Origin of the sequence: Pseudomonas sp. KSR10 (assembly GCF_022355455.1) — a bacterium.
Lineage (GTDB): Bacteria > Pseudomonadota > Gammaproteobacteria > Pseudomonadales > Pseudomonadaceae > Stutzerimonas > Stutzerimonas stutzeri_E.
Map to the genome: position 1 here is coordinate 991,814 of NZ_JAKOEN010000019.1, position 17,176 is coordinate 1,008,989.

At 60.4% G+C, this 17,176-nt stretch carries 13 protein-coding genes; 5 read left to right on the top strand and 8 right to left on the bottom strand.

The window, feature by feature from the left end; genetic code table 11:
• Positions 1-34: 34 nt before the first annotated feature.
• From MCB86_RS13465 to pilG, 8 genes are all read right to left on the bottom strand, one after another.
• Positions 35-505, bottom strand: a complete 471-nt coding sequence (locus MCB86_RS13465) for a chemotaxis protein CheW (protein WP_045163985.1) — start codon at positions 503-505, stop codon at positions 35-37.
• Positions 502-1,554 carry a chemotaxis protein CheB gene (locus tag MCB86_RS13470; protein WP_239611231.1) on the bottom strand — a complete coding sequence of 351 codons (1,053 nt, stop codon included), beginning with the start codon at positions 1,552-1,554 and terminating at the stop codon, positions 502-504. Before MCB86_RS13470 ends, MCB86_RS13465 begins: the two co-directional genes overlap by 4 nt.
• Positions 1,547-8,839 carry an Hpt domain-containing protein gene (locus tag MCB86_RS13475; protein ID WP_239611590.1) on the bottom strand — a complete coding sequence of 2,431 codons (7,293 nt, stop codon included), beginning with the start codon at positions 8,837-8,839 and terminating at the stop codon, positions 1,547-1,549. The genes MCB86_RS13470 and MCB86_RS13475 overlap by 8 nt, the downstream gene beginning before the upstream one ends.
• A gap of 11 nt (positions 8,840-8,850) precedes the next feature.
• Positions 8,851-9,717, bottom strand: a complete 867-nt coding sequence (locus MCB86_RS13480; protein ID WP_239611232.1) for a CheR family methyltransferase — start codon at positions 9,715-9,717, stop codon at positions 8,851-8,853.
• 58 nt (positions 9,718-9,775) lie between these two features.
• Complete coding sequence (locus MCB86_RS13485) at positions 9,776-11,824, bottom strand: methyl-accepting chemotaxis protein (protein ID WP_045163989.1); 2,049 nt, start codon at positions 11,822-11,824, stop codon at positions 9,776-9,778.
• 78 nt (positions 11,825-11,902) lie between these two features.
• Positions 11,903-12,439, bottom strand: a complete 537-nt coding sequence (locus MCB86_RS13490) for a chemotaxis protein CheW (RefSeq protein ID WP_045163990.1) — start codon at positions 12,437-12,439, stop codon at positions 11,903-11,905.
• 33 nt (positions 12,440-12,472) lie between these two features.
• Positions 12,473-12,838 (bottom strand): twitching motility response regulator PilH, encoded by a 366-nt coding sequence (gene pilH, locus MCB86_RS13495; RefSeq protein ID WP_045163991.1) that lies wholly within the window; start codon positions 12,836-12,838, stop codon positions 12,473-12,475.
• 44 nt (positions 12,839-12,882) lie between these two features.
• Positions 12,883-13,290 (bottom strand): twitching motility response regulator PilG, encoded by a 408-nt coding sequence (pilG, locus tag MCB86_RS13500; protein ID WP_019339789.1) that lies wholly within the window; start codon positions 13,288-13,290, stop codon positions 12,883-12,885.
• Between the two features lie 236 nt (positions 13,291-13,526).
• Here pilG and gshB point away from each other — a divergent pair, with 236 nt between their 5' ends.
• From gshB to pyrR, 5 genes are all read left to right on the top strand, one after another.
• Positions 13,527-14,489: a glutathione synthase gene (gshB, locus tag MCB86_RS13505; protein ID WP_239611233.1), complete on the top strand. Its 963-nt coding sequence runs from the start codon at positions 13,527-13,529 to the stop codon at positions 14,487-14,489.
• 177 nt (positions 14,490-14,666) lie between these two features.
• Complete coding sequence (locus MCB86_RS13510) at positions 14,667-15,563, top strand: energy transducer TonB (RefSeq protein ID WP_239611234.1); 897 nt, start codon at positions 14,667-14,669, stop codon at positions 15,561-15,563.
• 88 nt (positions 15,564-15,651) lie between these two features.
• The gene (locus MCB86_RS13515) at positions 15,652-16,221 is read left to right on the top strand and encodes a YqgE/AlgH family protein (protein WP_045163994.1); all 570 of its coding nucleotides are present in this window, start codon (positions 15,652-15,654) and stop codon (positions 16,219-16,221) included.
• Positions 16,218-16,643 carry a Holliday junction resolvase RuvX gene (ruvX, locus tag MCB86_RS13520; RefSeq protein ID WP_239611235.1) on the top strand — a complete coding sequence of 142 codons (426 nt, stop codon included), beginning with the start codon at positions 16,218-16,220 and terminating at the stop codon, positions 16,641-16,643. Before MCB86_RS13515 ends, ruvX begins: the two co-directional genes overlap by 4 nt.
• Positions 16,644-16,663: 20 nt before the next feature.
• Positions 16,664-17,176 (top strand): bifunctional pyr operon transcriptional regulator/uracil phosphoribosyltransferase PyrR, encoded by a 513-nt coding sequence (gene pyrR / locus MCB86_RS13525; RefSeq protein ID WP_239611236.1) that lies wholly within the window; start codon positions 16,664-16,666, stop codon positions 17,174-17,176.

Here is a 17,176-nt window from a genome sequence, read left to right on the forward strand (position 1 = left end):
CGATCGCTTGATCAACGGTCCCCGTGCGGGCCCGTCAGATCAGGCCGGCATCCGCCAGCTTTTGCTCCAGCGCGACCAAGTCCGGAATTCGCGCCTGCACGTCGCCCAGGTTGACCGCGTCCAGCTCCAGGGGCGCCAGCGCCACGTCTGAACGCGCCAGGCTCGAATCAACCTTCACCGAGCGAGGAATGCCCTGCACCAGCAAGGCGATGAATTTCACATGATCGCGCCCTCCGACGGCATTGAGCACCGCAACTCGTGCCTGGGCACCCACTTCGGGCTGGCCATCGGAGGCCGCCTCGAATGACAGCAGCGGCAAGTTCAGGTCCCGCCAGGAAACCTGACCGAGAAACCAGGACGGAGTGCCCTGCGCGGATTGGGGGGCGCGGTAAGGAATCAGCTCGGCGACGGCTACGTTGGGCAGCAGCAGCGTACGGTCGGCCAATGGCACCAGCAGCCCAGTGATGCTGGCGGAAGTGTCCTGGGTACTAACGGATTGACTCATGGGTTATCCAGTTGCAAAACCGCAACGGGCTGGTTGGCCTGTTGCGCAAAATGATTGACCAGGGCTTGGGCCAGTTCGCGTGGATCGCCGCTGAAGGAGCTATAGCCGCCTTCGCGTAGGCTGTCCGGCATGCTCGAACAAACGCAAGAGTCGGCACGCTGGGTCCAGACTCTGCCGCCCTGACGCAACACATAGGCGGCCGCAGCGTTGCCATCGCTGCCCATACCGCTGAAGGCAATGACCCCACAGCGGCTGCCGAACTGCTGCGCCAGATTAAGCATCATCTGATCGATGGAAGGACTGTAGGGCTCGGGCCAGCCACGTTCGTGGAACAACATGGCGCCGTCCTTGCCGAAGCTCATTTCCTGGCTGATAGGTGCCACTACGACTTCACCGCAGCGAATGGAGTCATTTTCCCGGCTCTGATTGACGTTCCATTGGCTGTGTCGCCCCACTACCTGGGACAATGCTGACTCGAAGCTGGCTTCGATGTGCTGAGCGTAGACAAAACCAAGCGGCAACCCACTCGGCAATGCGTCGAGAAAGGCCTTCACCGCCTCCGGGCCGCCCAGCGAAGCCGCCAGCAACCAGACCTCGCGCGCCGGTTCACCGGCGCACGAATCGGCATTTGCCAGCGCACCGGGCAGCTCCAGGCGCGCGGGGCGTTCCGCCTGCCCGCGCAGCACTTCCAGACATGGACCCACGACCCGGGATGGATCGCCGACCAATCGCTTCAGCTTGCCAAACAAGCGCCGCTCCCAGCGCGGATAGTGTTCGGAATGACGTTCCGGCGCGTGTCCCTCGCCGAACAATACCGGGCAACTGTCTCGTTCGAGCAGCGCATTGACCAATGGCGAATCTTCCGTCTGGGCCAGATCAACAAGCCATAGATCGGCGTCGACCGCCATCAGGTCCGCTTCCTGTAACCGCGCTGGATCGCTGTTGAGCACCACTTTGTAGCCATTGGCGCTCAACGCCTGCTGCAGCACATGACGTTGCAATGAGGTATCGGCGATCACGCCGATGCGGGCCGCAGCGACCTCAGTCATGGCGCTTGACCAACTGCTGAATGGTCTCGAGCAGCAGCGATTCCTGATACGGTTTGCCGAGGTACTGATTCACACCGATGGCCATTGCTCGATCCCTGTGCTTCTCGCCAGTTCGCGAGGTGATCATGATGATCGGCAGATCCTTCAGATGGTCATCATGACGCACCAGGGTCGCCACTTCGAAACCATCCATGCGCGGCATTTCGATGTCCAGCAGCATGATGTCCGGCTTGCGTTCCTGCAGTTGGGTGATCGCGTCGACACCGTCCTTGGCCGTCAATACATTCATGCCGTTACGCTCGAGTAGGCGGCTGGTGACCTTGCGCACGGTGACCGAGTCGTCCACCACCATGACCAGGGTCGGCCGATCGGCCTCGATCTCAACCGGCTCGTCTTCGCCGAGCAAACGCAACGGCTGCTGCTGCGTGAGTAGATGCGCATGCAATACACGAATGGTCGCGAGGAGGTCGAGAATCACCACCACTCGACCGTCACCCAGAATGGTCGCACCAGAAATCCCCGGCACCGTGGCAAACTGCGGACCCAAGCTCTTCACCACGATCTCGCGGGAACCGGCGAGACTATCGACCTGTACCGCCACACTGTGCTCGTTCGAGCGCACCAGGATCACCGGTAACGGCAAGCTCTGACCTACCAGCTTGGGCCGTTGGCCGTTGTTGAGCAGTTCGCCGAGATAGCGCAGTTCGTATGTCTGTCCCGCATACTCGAAACGCGAAGCACCTGGCTGGTAATAGGCCTCCAGTTCGTAAGGCGATACCCGCACGATACCTTCGATGGTATTCAGCGGGATCGCGTAGAGATCCTCGCCTGAGTAAACCATCAACGCCCGGTTGACAGACACGGTAAACGGCAGGCGGATCAGGAAGCGCGTACCGCTGCCAAGCGTCGATTCGATGCTCATGGAGCCGCCGAGCTGCTTGACCTCAGAATGCACCACATCCATGCCGACACCGCGACCGGATATCTGGGTCACCTTCTCGGCAGTGGAGAAACCCGCCTCGAGGATAAACTGCAGGACCTCATGATCCGACAGATCGCTGCCAGCCAGCATCAGTCCGCGCTCGATCGCCTTGCGACGAACGGCTTCGAGATTGATGCCCGCTCCGTCATCGCTCAATGCCAGAACGATATCCCCGCCTTCGCGGCTCAGATCCAGGCGAATGTTGCCGTGTTCGGGCTTGCCCGCCGCCACCCGCTTGGCGGCGACTTCGATACCGTGATCCACAGCGTTGCGAAGCATGTGTTCCAACGGGGCGACGATACGCTCGAGCACACTGCGGTCCATCTCCCCCGTTGCATTGCCTACGTGGAACTCGACCTGCTTGCCCAGCTCTCCCGCCACCTGGCGAACGATCCGGCGCAAGCGCGGCACGAGCCGGTCGAAGGGAACCATGCGCGTGCGCATGAGGCCTTCCTGAAGCTCTGTGTTGACCCGTGCCTGCTGTAGCAGCAGGGTTTCAGCGTCACGATTACGTGCAGCCAGGGTTTCCTTCAGATCCAACAAGTCGGAGGCCGACTCGAACAGTGCACGGGAAAGCTGTTGGAGCTGCGAATGGCGGTCCATTTCCAGCGGATCGAAATCGTCGTATCCGGCACGTTCTGCTTCAGCCTGATAGCGGCTGAGGATCTGCGCCTGGGTTTCGGTATCCAACCGCCGCAACTGGTCACGTACCCGCTCGATGGTGGCTTCCATCTCTCCCAACGTGAAGCCGACGTCGCTGACCTGCTGCTCGACCCGCCCCCGGAAAATCGAGGTTTCGCCCGCTAGGTTGACCAACCCTTCCAGGAGGTCGGCTGGCACCTTCACCAGTTCCTGCGGTGCACGACGAGAGGCAGCATCCAGAGCAGCCTGCTCAGCACGACGGATGAACGGCAGGACCTTAGCAGGCGTATTGCCGCTCGGCGCCTGAACACTGGCGGCCACGATAGGTGTTTCAAGCACGATGACAGAAGACTCGGGAGGATCGTCCTGTCGAATGTCCTGCGCCTGCTCGGCGGAAAAGGCTTCAGTCTCGCTCACCAAACGCGAGCGCATCGCTTCGACTTCCTTGAGCAAGGCGTCATAGCCGCCCTGAACATCCAGGAACAGGCTGTCCTCCCAAGGACCGCCCTGCAGCTGCTTTTCGCTTAAGCGCTGTTCGAGGTCATGCGCCATATCGCCCAGGCGATTTTGCCCCGCCAGCCGCGCGCCCCCTTTCAACGTGTGCAGCACACGCATCATGTCGACCAGAGGAGCTGTGCTGTCGCGCGTGGCTTCCCAGCGCCCCAATGCGGCGTCCATCTCTTCCAGCAGGTCATCCGCCTCTTCGACGAAAATGTCCAGAATCTCCGCTTCGGCGGCGTCCTGGGCAGCGTCTTGGGCCGCCTTCAAGGCAACGCTACTGGGCATACTCAGTTGCTCTTCGGGATTCGATCGAAACCGTCGAATGGTCGCAATCAGATCCTGCCCACTCGGCAGCTCGCGGTTGGCGCGTACCGCGTCGAGCATTGCCGCAAGCCGGTCATGACAAGTCTGCAGCAGCGTGAAGAGCGTCGGACTCGATCGGTAGTTACCAGCGCACAGCCCCTCATATAGATACTCAAGCTCATGTGCCAGATCGCCGATCTCGCGAATATCCGCCATCCGCGCACCGCCTTTGAGGGTGTGCAGATCCCGCTGTAGCGCTTCGATTTCAAAACTATTGCCGACATCCTCCATCCAGCGCTGTAGCGATGCGCTGGCGCGCTCGATGATGTCGAAACCTTCCTCCAGAAAGATTTCGACCAATTCGGGATCGCGATGCTCGAAACTGTCGGTTTCAGCCCTGGCGGGTTCCGTCATCGGCGCCGGTGCCGGCACCTCGAATGGTTCGGGCTCCTCAACCTCGGCATCTGCCGCGAACGGCAGATCATCCTCGCCAGGCGTTTCCGGCTCGACGGGCAAAGCGCCGTTCGATACCGGCACGTCTTCGACTTGGCCGATATCCTCATCGGTGGGCGCTGCCGCGTCAGCCTCGGCCTGGTCCGCGTCGATATCCGTGGCGAGCATCGGCTGATCAAGCCGGCCCTCCAGCGCTGACGAGTCAGGCGCATCGGCTAAGGGCTCCACCTCCTGTGCATCGTCAATAGCTAGCGTTTCATCGGATCTGGAAACACCACTTTCAAATGTTGGCGTGACGCCTTGCCGGTAGGCCTTGATGTGCTCGATGAGCTTCGTGGCAGCATCCATTGGCTTGTGCGCCTGGAGCTGTTCCAACTGCACTGCAAGCTGGTCGTGGCTGCGTAACAGCAGCTTTGCGAGATCGTCGGTATGCACATAGCGGCCATCCGAAAGCCCTTCATAAAGGGTTTCGAGTTCGTGCGCCAAATCGCCGATCGGCCGAATTTCGGCCATCCGCGCACCGCCCTTGAGCGTATGCAGGTCGCGCAGCAGGGCCGAGAGTGCTAGTTGGTTGGCGGGATCTCCCAGCCAACGCTCCAGGGCTCCACCGGCGCTTTCAAGCAGGTCGACGGCTTCGTCGAGAAAAATCTCGACCATTTCCTCATCCAGTTCATCCTGCTCCGAGCGGGATTCGGTTGGCCAGGCTTCGGCTTCGGCTTCGGCTTCGGCTTCGGTTTCGGTTTCGGTTTCGGTTTCGGTTTCGGTTTCGGTTTCGGTTTCGGCGATAGGGTCCTCGACGAGCCCATCAATCGCAACAGTCGGAATAGAGGGTTCCGGTTGTGTATCGTCGGACGGCAGCTCGTATGCGTGCGGATCGATCGCCTCGGCCAAGAGTTCTTCGAGACGGGCCACCAGTTCGGGTTGGCCGGTCACCTGTAGACCAGCCGCAACCTGATCCATCATCCCGACCAACGCCTCGTGACCTTGCTCGGCATCATCGAAGAAACGTGCACTGACCGCGAGACGGCCGTCCTGCACAACCGCATAGAGGTTGAGCAGCACCTGGCACAGGGCATCGATCTGCGGCAGATCGGCCATTTGCGCGCCGAGCCCGAGCGTCGTCAGTTCTTCCAGCAACGCGGTCAGCTCCTGGCGCTCGGCCGGGTGCTCGCGCCAGCTTCGCAGAAGATCTTCAGCGTCCAGCAGGATGTTCATGCCTTCCGAGAGAAATAGCGCAATCATGCCGGGATCGCGCGGCTCGCCCGCTTCGTTATCGCCACGTTCGCTGGCGTCCGCTAGCCGAGCCTGATGCAGCGCATGGACTTGCGCGATGAACTCATCGGCCCCTTCGATGGGTGCCAGCGGGTCGTGCTCGAGATTGACTAATCCACAGCGCAGCAGTTGCTCTGCGGCATGTAGAAGCTCTGCCTCGGCCAGATCCAGCGGTATCAGATTGGCTTTGAACTCCTTGACCATTTTCTCTAGCGGAGTGGCTATCTCCGCAACCGGCAGAATTCCGGCCATGTGCGCACTGCCCTTGAGCGTGTGCAGCGCCCGCTGCAAGGCATCGGTCACCGGTTGCGGAAGGCGTTGCGCGCAATCGGCAAGAAAATCGACCAGCGTAGTGAGATGCGATTCTGCCTCGTTGCGGAAGATCTCCAGCAATTGGGGGTCAAGGACATCTTCAACAACTGACTCCTGCACCGGCTCATCCAGTGCAACGCCACCTTGTGGATCCGGATCGGTTGGCTGCCCTTTGGCCAAGGCATGGGCGTTGGCAGCCAAACGATCGACGTCGTCACGCTGACGTTGCGCCTTGGCCGCAAATTCCTCGACCAGCTCTGGCATCAGCGCGACCACATCGGTCACCAGCTTTTTGACCGGTTCGCTCGCATCGATGCTACGGTCGAGAACACGGTTGAGCAGATTTTCAACGGACCAGGCAAGTTCGCCGATGATCAGCGCGCGAACCATGCGGCCGCTGCCCTTGAGCGTATGGAAAGCTCGCCGCACTTCGCCGAGCGCGTCCTTGTTCCCGGCGTCGGCGCACCACCGTGGCAGATACTCGCCGATGGTTTCGAGGACCTCGGCCGCTTCCTCAATGAAAACCTCGAGCAGGTCCTCGTCGACCGGCTCCTCGCTTTCAGGTGGTGGCAGCAGCGTAGGAGGAACATGTTGTGCTGGGGGGTTGATCGACACGACAGGTGCCGCCATGACGTCTTCCATGCTCATCGCCGGCTCGGCAACAACCGGTTGCTCCATCAGCTCCGGCAGCACCACCTCTGGCATATCGAGTTCGGCCATGTCGGCTTCGCTCCATGCCACAGTGTCACCGAGCGAATCATCGATGGGCTGCGTGTCAGGCTCCACCAGTTGATCGTCTGGTTCGGTGACGCCGGTCTGCGAAAATACGGATTCCGCTAGATCGAGGGTCTCGCTCGGCCAGTCTGGCTTTTCAGATTCCGCAACCTCGTCGGCATGGACGTCTCCGCCCTCAGGACTCCAATCGATAGTCAAATCGGTATCGACCGTTGTCAGCTCAGCAGCCGAAGCGTCATCGGACTGGACGGCGACGGGCTGCTCTGGCTGCTCTGGCTGCGCGTCATTCAGGAACTCGGGAGCCGGTTCGGGCAGCAACACCTCGATTTCGTCCAGCGGATCGGACAGCTCGAGGCCCGCTTCAGGAGCGATCGGATCATGCTCATCCGTCGACGGCTGGTCACGCAGCGGGTAGCCCAGGGCCTGTAAACTTTCTTCGGCAACATCAAGAATCAGATCGCCCTGCGAGCCGCAGTCTTCGCTGAGCCGCTCGAGGTAGTACTCAACGCTGGTGATAGCATCGGCCAGAGTATCCAGGCTCTGCCAGTCGGGGATGGCCTGCCTGGCTAGGAGCTGCTCCTGAATGTAGCGATTGCAGGCATCCAGCAACGCCGCCGCGCGAGCAAGCGGAATCATTGCCAACCCACCACGCGACTGGGTCAGAAGCTCCGGTACGCGCGCCAGATGTTGATGATTCCACTGGGAGGCGATGAATTCGATGATCGCGTCCTTGGCCTGTTCGAGCCCCGTACGCGCTTCGCGGATAACCAAGCGGTGAATCTGCGCAACATCGGTAGTCGGGAGGTGGCTCTCTTCTCCTCGTTCGTCAGACGTTCCGCCAACCATGCCAGCCAATGTCGCCTCGACATATAGCAACGCACCCGCCACGTCCATCAGCGCCGCATCGTCGGGCTGCTGTTGCCCTTGCGCCAACGCTTCGACCACACCGATCTGATCGAGAATGATCCGGCGTGGCTGACCGAACCCCAATACTGCAAGCGTATCGGCGATCTGCTTGAGCGGAGGCTGCAGTGCCCCCAGCTCGGCCAGGGCCACACGGTCACTGCGTACGAATAGATCCAGGCTGTCCTTGACCCGAACCAATTCCTCGCACAACGCTGCCACCACCGAACGCATCGCGCCGCGATCCGGACCCGCCAGCTGAGCACGCTCTTCATCAACCAGCGTACAGTCGGGCAGCGCATCGTCCAGGCTGTACTCAGCCTTCAACGCCTTGATGCGTGGCGACTCCGTGGGCGCCTTGGCGATGTAAAAGAGCAGATTCTTGGTCAGTTCGTCAGGTGCCGGCTGGTTGATTCCGTCGGCGCCCTGCGCAACAAGCCGCTTGAGCTCCTTGTCAACCTGTCGCAGCAGGTTCCGGACCGTGGTGCCGTTGGCGACGGCCCCACTGGCGAGCCCCTCGACGACGCCCGATGCGATCTGCCACAACGCACCCAGCGGTGCATCTCGGCAGAGCATTTCCAGGCGCGCGAAGACCCGTGCCATATAACCCAGATTGGTGGGCAGATCCTGGTTGCGGATGACACCGACCAGCGCGACCTGCAGCATCTGCCGTAGCTTGCGAAGCAGCCCCGGAAGGTCTTCGGTTTGCCGCTGGGCCAGAAACTCCTCAGACAAAGCCGGCGCCCGAGCGGACATGTTGGGTGAAAACAGGCTGGTTTCCGACAGCAGTTTCTCACCGCGCGCGGCACGCAGATCATTGAGCAGCGGCAGTACGACCATTGGCAGATCGCGACGAGCGCTCTGAATGCGATCCAGATAGACCGGCATTTGCAGAATCGCCTGCATGAGCACTTCAAGCGCTTCGGTTTGACTGGCGACGCGCTCGTCAAGCAGCGCACGGGCGAGCTGCTCCATTTCTTCGGCAAGCAGTGCAGCACCATAAAACTCGACCATCTGCAGGGTGCCATGCACCTGATGCACGTAGGTCAGACAGAAGCGCATCCGCGTCGAGTCCTGCGGGTTTTCGACGAACGCTTCCAAGGCCTGCCGCGCCTGCTTCAGCGTTTCGGCAATTTCGCCTTTCACCCACTCCAGGGCGACATAATCGTGCCGATCACCCATAGCGACTCCGCTCATAAACTTTTCCGGGTAAAGGCCAGAACCTGACTATCGGCTACCGGCACCAGTTCCGGATGCTGCCAGCCAATCACCTCGCCCGCGCCGATAACCAACAACCCCCCCGGCGCTAGGCGCTCGACCAGGCGATTGAGGATTTCGCGGCGGCGCCAGCGACGGAAGTAAATCAACAGGTTCTGACAAAAAATGACGTCCATATCGGACATTGGCGCACCAGCCAGCTCCAGCACGTTGAGTCTGGCAAAGCACACGCGCGCAGCCAGGCTGGGTATTACTTGGAATCGCTCATCAGGCATTGCCTGGAAATATCGTTCGCGCAGGTCGGGATCCAACTGATCGAGCCGACGACGACTGTAAAGGCCATCTCGAGATCGGCCCAGAGCGCTCAGGCTGATATCCGTACCGATCACCCCGTATTGCGCCTCGCCCGCCGTGCCCTTTAACGCCTCGGCAGCACAGATCGCCAGCGAATAGGTTTCTTCACCGCTTGCACACCCCACGCTCCACAGCGACCAGGGCAGCGCAGCATCGCGCGATTCCTGACGCTGCTGTATGTAAGCAGCGAGCATCGAAAACGAAGGCGGATGACGGAAGAAGCGGGTTTCCTGCACCGTCAGGCGGTCCATCAAGGTGGACCATTCGACCGCGCCTCGTGGGCCATCGGTAACCTGCTGGTAATAGCTGGCATAATCAGCCACACCAACTTCGCGCATGCGGCTGCTCAGGTTGGCCTGCAGAAACGTCCTCCGCTGTTCGGTCACTACGAGGCCGGAGCGCTCTTCGAGCAAGGCCTGCCAATCACGAAACTCGGCTGATGACATATCAGCCAAGGGTCTCAGTGACCAGTCAACGCTTGGCTGCATATCCTGCCCCTTACTCATGAACTTTCACAGCAGCCGTGACCGGCCGCCGTGCTATCAGTCAGGCCTGATCCTGCGTTTCCGGCAAGGTGAAGCCGGATACCGAATGACGCATTTCGTTGGCCATCTTCGCAAGGTTACCGATGCTCTTCGCGGTCGCAGTGGTACCCGAAGAGGTCTGCGAGGTAATTTCCTGAATGACATTCATGGTGTTGGAAATGTGACCAGCTGACGAAGCCTGCTGACGCGCCGCGTTGGAGATGTTCTGAATCAGAGCCGCAAGGCTCTTGGATACCTTCTCGATTTCCTCCAGGGCGACACCCGCGTCTTGGGCCAGACGCGCACCTCGTACCACTTCGGAAGTGGTCTGTTCCATTGAGATAACCGCTTCGTTGGTGTCGGTCTGAATGGTCTTGACCAGCGCTTCGATCTGCTTGGTCGCCGCAGACGAACGCTCGGCAAGGCGCTGTACTTCGTCCGCAACCACAGCGAAGCCTCGACCCGCATCGCCGGCCATGGATGCCTGAATCGCTGCGTTCAAGGCAAGGATGTTGGTTTGGTCAGCAATGTCGTTAATCAGGCTAACGATGTCACCGATCTCCTGGGACGATTCGCCCAGGCGCTTGATCCGCTTGGACGTGTCCTGAATCTGCTCACGGATGTTATCCATGCCGGTAATGGTGTTATGAACGACCTCGTTGCCTTTGTTGGCAATGGCTACGGAGCGTTCCGCCACCGCAGACGATTCAGCGGCGTTGGCCGATACCTGGTCAATCGAAACCGCCATTTCATTGATCGCCGCGGAAGCCCCAGCAATTTCCTGGGCCTGATGCTCGGAAGCTTCGGCCAGGTGCATCGCGGTTGCCTGAGTCTCCTGGGCCGCGCCTGACACTTGAACGGCAGTCTGGTTGATCGTTTCGACCAGATCGCGCAACTGGTCGATGGAGTAGTTGATGGAGTCTGCGATGGCACCGGTGAAGTCTTCGGTAACCGTGGCGGCCACGGTCAAGTCACCATCGGCCAGATCACCGATTTCGTCGAGCAAGCGGAGAATCGCCGTTTGGTTACGTTCGTTCTTTTCGGCCGTTTCACTCAGACGACGACGTGTTTCTTGAACCATCACCAGACCGATCAGCAGGATCGAGGCCAGGGCCAGCGCACCCAGAACATAGCCAGCCAGGGCATTGATGTATCGGGCATCGGCACGACCTTGAAGACCTTGGGTCAGCGCAGAGGTCTTGTCGAGCAGAGTCTGCGAAACTTCGAAGATGCTGTTCGACGATTCACGCACCTGGAACAGCTCCGGCGAAGTTTCGAGAATCTCATCCACAGAACCGGAAACGAACTGAAACAACTCGGAGATCGCAGCCAGACGATCCAGCGCCTCGGCATCGTCAACGCGGGAAATGCCCATGGCTTCGTTGCCTTCGAGCATCGCGCTGAGCACGCGCCCAAACAGGCTCGCATCACGACCGAACATGTCAGCGGCCTGCACCGAGTCCTGGTCACCGGAAAGCACCTTGTTCACCGAGCCCAGAATACGTTCCGCGAGCAGCGACTGGCGCTGAGCAACGGACACCTGGGCAGCCGGGGCGCCACTTTCCAAAAGAATATCGACGACTTCTTCGTACTCGACCTGCAGTTGCGGAATGGTTTCGGCGAGGGTCGTGGCGACCTGATGCAGGGAAAGAACCGTCTGCTCGCTGGCGAGGATCGCATCCGTGTTCTGCCGTAGCGTGTCCCAGTCCTGCTGCACCGCGGCGACTTCGGCCTGCAGCGATTGCGGAACCGCTGGCAGCCCTATGCGATCGTCTCCTTCGGAGAGGTAGGTCCAGCGCTCGCTAAAGTCGTTGCGTGCGTCTTTCAACGAGCCGAATGCGTCCGGCGTACCCGCAGCCGCTTCTACCGCGTTCTTCGCGATGCGCTGAGACAGAACTCGCAGCTCACCTGCGTGTCCAATGTACTCGTTGTCATAGTCCGCCTGGGTATTGATGTACGCAAAGTTCACGAACAACAGCACCATCGACACGATGAGAAGGATAAACAGCCCGGCGATCAGCGTATTGCTACGTATCCCTGCCAGCAAAGCATTTGCGTTCATTTTTTTCATTTTTCCGGCCCCCGCCTGGACCACCCGTACGTTTCCTTCCAAGAACCAAAAGGCCGGCATCAGCCGACCCCACCTAAATCAATACGCCACGTCCAGAAAGGTCTGGTGCGCGGCAAGCGCGTGCGGGCTAAAGACCAGCCAAGGCTGCTCGCGCTGAAAGACACCGTGAATAAAGGGCTGGATCGACGCCTCGACCGGCGGCAACTGCTCGGAGAAGGCATCCACCGGGAAGTGCTGCATGCCGAACACTTCGTCGACCGTCAATCCGGCGAACACCTCCTGATGATCGACCACCAATACCCGCCGCTGCTTACGTAACGGAGACAGCTCCAGGCCGAAATAACCGCACAGATCCATGACGGGCAACAGCCGGCCGCGGACGTTTGCCACGCCCTTCACCCAGGTTTTCACTCCTGGTAACAACGTATAGCGCGGCTCGTGGAGTATTTCGCCAACCTCCCCCATCGGAGCAACAAACAGTCGCCCCCCCATTCGAAAACCGATACCTGCCCAGGTTTGGATGGCTTCCTGCTGCGAGGGCAGTCCTGCCGCCAGCGCTCGGCAACGGGTATCGATTTCCAGAAGTCGCTGAAACGGCGTAGGCGTATCCGACATGCTGGCAACATCCCTTGATTACGAAACCGCCGTTTATCCGGCTAGTACGGCGCTCAGGGTCTTCAGCAGTGTCGCTTCATCCACTGGCTTGGTCAGGTAATCCTTGGCGCCTTGACGCTTGCCCCAGACCTTATCGGTTTCCTGGTCTTTAGTGGTCACAATGATCACCGGAATGTGACTGGTTTCAGCATCTTTGGTCAGTTGGCGAGTAGCTTGAAAACCGTTCAGACCGGGCATGACGATATCCATCAGTACCGCGTCCGGCTTTTCCTGACGAGCAAGCGCTACGCCATCGGCTCCGTTCTCAGCTTTCAGAACGACATGACCATGCTTCTCCAGCATGGCCGTCAGCTTGTACATCTCGGTCGGCGAGTCATCAACAATCAGAACGCGAGCCATGGTTTCTCCGTGGGAAAGGCTTCAGCGGCACACAGGGCCGAACTTCAGGATACTTGCTCTACCGGTGCGAAATCAGGCACATGCGCCTTGATCGCACCGAGCAACTCTTCTTTACTGAAAGGCTTGGTGAGGTACTGGTCCGACCCCACGATCCGCCCCTTGGCCTTGTCGAACAGGCCATCCTTGGAGGACAGCATGATCACCGGGGTGGACTTGAAAGAACTGTTGTTCTTGATCAGCGCACAGGTCTGATAGCCATCAAGCCTCGGCATCATGATATCGACGAAAATGATGCGCGGGTGGCTATCCGCGATCTTGGCGAGCGCATCAAAGCCATCCACCGCCGTGATCACATCACAACCTACTTTCTTCAGCAGCGTTTCGGCGGTGCGACGAATCGTTTTCGAATCGTCGATCACCATGACCTTCAAGCCCTCGGAGTGCTGTTCCATTTCGCCCTACCATCGCCTCGGTGAGTCGTAGTTTATCGTTATGTCAGTGCGCCAGAGGCCCTGCCATCGATGGGCTGCACCCAATCGCCGGACCTTTTTAGCACACTCCTCAAATGCAAGCTATCCGCTGCCAAGGCAGCGGGATTTTCCTTGACCCAACGCACAACCGCCGCCAATCTGCGTCGACATTTCAAGCCCCTGGCAGCTCCGTTCTGCCCCTCGCCGGAGATCATCGCATGACTGTTCGCGTCGGGATCATCATGGATCCAATCGCGCAGATCGCCTTCAAAAAGGACAGCTCGCTGGCAATGCTGCTGGCCGCCCAGGCCCGTGGCTGGACGATCTGCTACATGGAGCAACGAGACCTCTACCAGCTCGGCGGCGAAGCGCGCGCCCGCATGCGCTCGATCAAGGTCTTCAACGATCCCCAGCACTGGTACGAGACAGAGGACGAGGCCGACATAGCGCTGGCCGAGCTCGACGTCATCCTGATGCGCAAGGACCCGCCATTCAACAGCGAATACGTGTATGCAACCTACCTGCTCGAGCTTGCCGAGCAAGCCGGCACGCTGGTGGTGAACCGACCGCAAAGCCTGCGCGATTGCAACGAGAAGTTCTTTGCTACCCAGTTCCCGCAATGCACGCCACCGACGCTTGTCAGTCGACGGTCCGACATTCTGCGGGAGTTTGCCCGCGAGCAGCGTGACATCATTCTCAAACCACTGGATGAAATGGGTGGCGCCTCGATTTTCCGTCACCGCGAAGGCGACCCGAACCTTTCGGTGATTCTCGAAGTGCTGACCGAGCACGGCAGCCGGCAAATCATGGCGCAGCGTTACATTCCGGCGATCAAGGATGGCGACAAGCGAATACTGATGATCGACGGTGAACCGGTGCCGTACTGCCTGGCACGCATCCCGGCGGCAGGAGAAACCCGCGGCAACCTCGCCGCCGGCGGGCGTGGCGTTGCACAGCCGCTTTCTGATCGAGACAGAGAGATTGCCGCCATTGTCGGTCCCGAGCTGCGCAAACGCGGGCTGCTGTTCGTCGGACTGGATGTGATCGGAGATTTCCTCACAGAAATCAACATCACCAGCCCGACCTGCATTCGCGAGATCGACAACGCGTTCGATACCCGGATCGGCGAACGTCTGATGGATGCCATCGAGGCCAAACTGCAGCGCCACTCCAACGCCTGAGAGCAGTGCGCGGTTGGCCTACCAACCAACCGCCCCCTTCCACGCGTAACCTATAGGCATCTGGCTGCGCCGCAACAAAAATCGGCGTCACCTTACGCAGCAAAGCTGTCGCCTGGTTCATAGACTTTTGCAGCCGTGCTGGGCAGACTGCGCGCACTTCGAGCCGACTGTAATGCGATGAACGCCGCTACACGCCAACCTATTCCTGCCCATACCGGCGTCCGCCCGGCGGATCGTCTCGGCTTCACGATATTTCTCGCCGCCGCGCTGCATGCAGCCTTGATCCTCGGCCTCGGCTTCTCGCTATCGGAACCGAAGCAGATCAGCAAGTCGCTGGAAATCACCTTGTCCACGTTCAAAAGCGAAGACAAACCGAAGGACGCCGACTTTCTCGCGCAGGACAACCAACAGGGTAGCGGCACGCTGGAGCACAAGGCGTCCCCGAAAACGACCGAGCAAGCGCCATTTCAAGACACCCAGGTGCGCAAGGTGACGCCGGCCTCTTCGCCGCCGCCTAGCACTCGCAGCGAGGCCCCGAAAACCGCAGTCGCGACCCGTGCGCCGCAGCCAGACAAGACGCCGGCAAAACCGCAGAAAAACAAGCCACAGCCCCAGGCGCAGCCGGCGCCTGTCTATGACAGCTCACAGCTCAGCTCGGAAATCGCCAGCCTCGAGGCGGAGCTTGCGCAGCAAGTCGAGCAGTACGCCAAGCGGCCTCGCGTCAGTCGCCAGAACAGCGCCGCCACCATGCGAGATATCAGCGCCTGGTACCGCGACGAGTGGCGCAAGAAGGTCGAGCGCATCGGCAACCTCAACTACCCTGACGAAGCTCGTCGTCAGCGGATCTATGGCAGCCTTCGCATGCTGGTGGTCATCGACCGCAACGGCGCGGTGCAGGAGCTACGGGTGCTCGAATCCTCAGGACAGGCGGTCCTCGACGAGGCGGCCATGCGCATCGTCAGGCTTGCAGCGCCGTTTGCGCCTTTCTCGGGAGAGCTGGCGAATAAGTTCGACCAGGTCGAGATCATCAGGACATGGCGCTTCGAGCGCGGCGACCGATTGTCGAGCCGTTGATCAGCTGAATCAGCACCCGGCGTCGACAGCGCGGCAAGCCAGCGCATGCAGCTTCACGGCCTCGCCCGCAACGCTTAAGCTAGCAACCATGAACGCGACCTCACCCAATTACCTCAAGCATCATTTCCTGATCGCCATGCCCCACATGGCCGACCCCAATTTCGCCCACGCCTTGATTTATCTCGTGGAACACAATCGGGAAGGCGCAATGGGGCTCATCGTCAATCGTCCGAGCGGACTGATCCTGGCCGACATACTCGACCAGCTGCGCCCCGACGAGCCGGTCAGTCCCGCCAGTCAGCAGCTGCCGATTTTCGCCGGTGGTCCGGTGCAGACCGACAGAGGCTTCGTGCTGCACCCGGCCGACGCGCAGTTTCAGGCCACCCTCGGCCTCGGCGACCTAGGTGTGACCACATCCCAGGACGTGCTCTTCGCCATCGCCGACGGCTACGGTCCCAGGCAGCACTTTATCGCTCTCGGCTATGCCGGCTGGGAACCGGGTCAGCTCGAGGCCGAACTGGTCGACAACGCCTGGCTGAGCTGCCCGGCGCAGCCGCACATTCTTTTTGATCTTCCCTACGACCAGCGCCTTGCGGCTGCAGCCGCCTCGCTGGGTGTCGACCTGCGGCTTCTTAGCAGCCAGGTCGGTCACGCATGAGTGCCCTGCGTTTACTGCTGGGCTTCGATTACGGCACCAAGCAGATCGGCGTTGCTGTCGGTCAGGCGATTACCGGCCAGGCCCGGGAGCTTTGCGTGCTCAAGGCGCAGAACGGCGTGCCCGACTGGTCGCAGATCGAAGCGTTATTACGAGAATGGCAACCGGACGCACTGGTGGTCGGCTTGCCATTGAACATGGATGGCAGCCCCAGCGAAATGAGTGCGCGCGCGGAGAAGTTCGCCAGGCGCCTCAACGGCCGCTTCAACCTGCCGGTGCACACCCACGACGAGCGTCTGACGACCTACGAAGCCAAAGGCGAGCGCCTACGCGGCGGGCAGCAAGGCGGTTACCGCGAACGCCCGGTCGACGCCCTCGCTGCCGCCCTTTTACTCGAAGGCTGGCTGACGGCGCAAACCCTCTGATGCGTTATCAAGGAGAAACGATGACCCTGCCGAACCCCGATCAGCTACTGCCCGAAATGGCCGCGGCGCTGGATCAACACCTGAGCAGCCACGGTATATCGGAGCCTCTTTTTATCGGCATCCACACCGGTGGCGTCTGGATAGGCCAAGCGCTGCTGGAACTGCGCGGCAAGCAGGAAGCCCTCGGCGTGCTGGACGTGTCGTTCTATCGCGACGATTTCACCCAGAATGGCCTGCACCCACAGGTTCGCCCTTCGGCGCTTCCGTTCGAAATAGAAGGCCAGCATCTCGTATTGATCGACGACGTACTGATGAGCGGGCGCACCGTTCGCGCCGCGCTCAACGAGCTGTTCGACTATGGCCGCCCCGCCAGTGTCAGTCTGGTCTGCCTGCTGGACCTCAACGCCCGCGAACTGCCGATCCGGCCGGACGTAGTCGGCGCAACGCTGTCGTTGCCTTCCGACCAAAGGGTAAAGCTGCTCGGCCCGGCACCGCTCGCTCTCGAATACCAGACCCTCGCCTCCGCCAATTGA

Coding starts and splice junctions, on each gene's coding strand:
- pilH (WP_045163991.1), bottom strand. CDS start 12,838: ATGGCTCGCGTTCTGATTGTTGATGACTCGCCGACCGAGATGTACAAG.
- MCB86_RS13465 (WP_045163985.1), bottom strand. CDS start 505: ATGAGTCAATCCGTTAGTACCCAGGACACTTCCGCCAGCATCACTGGG.
- MCB86_RS13475 (WP_239611590.1), bottom strand. CDS start 8,839: ATGGGTGATCGGCACGATTATGTCGCCCTGGAGTGGGTGAAAGGCGAA.
- MCB86_RS13510 (WP_239611234.1), top strand. CDS start 14,667: ATGAACGCCGCTACACGCCAACCTATTCCTGCCCATACCGGCGTCCGC.
- MCB86_RS13480 (WP_239611232.1), bottom strand. CDS start 9,717: ATGCAGCCAAGCGTTGACTGGTCACTGAGACCCTTGGCTGATATGTCA.
- MCB86_RS13490 (WP_045163990.1), bottom strand. CDS start 12,439: ATGTCGGATACGCCTACGCCGTTTCAGCGACTTCTGGAAATCGATACC.
- ruvX (WP_239611235.1), top strand. CDS start 16,218: ATGAGTGCCCTGCGTTTACTGCTGGGCTTCGATTACGGCACCAAGCAG.
- MCB86_RS13515 (WP_045163994.1), top strand. CDS start 15,652: ATGAACGCGACCTCACCCAATTACCTCAAGCATCATTTCCTGATCGCC.
- pilG (WP_019339789.1), bottom strand. CDS start 13,290: ATGGAACAGCACTCCGAGGGCTTGAAGGTCATGGTGATCGACGATTCG.
- pyrR (WP_239611236.1), top strand. CDS start 16,664: ATGACCCTGCCGAACCCCGATCAGCTACTGCCCGAAATGGCCGCGGCG.
- MCB86_RS13485 (WP_045163989.1), bottom strand. CDS start 11,824: ATGAAAAAAATGAACGCAAATGCTTTGCTGGCAGGGATACGTAGCAAT.
- MCB86_RS13470 (WP_239611231.1), bottom strand. CDS start 1,554: ATGACTGAGGTCGCTGCGGCCCGCATCGGCGTGATCGCCGATACCTCA.
- gshB (WP_239611233.1), top strand. CDS start 13,527: ATGACTGTTCGCGTCGGGATCATCATGGATCCAATCGCGCAGATCGCC.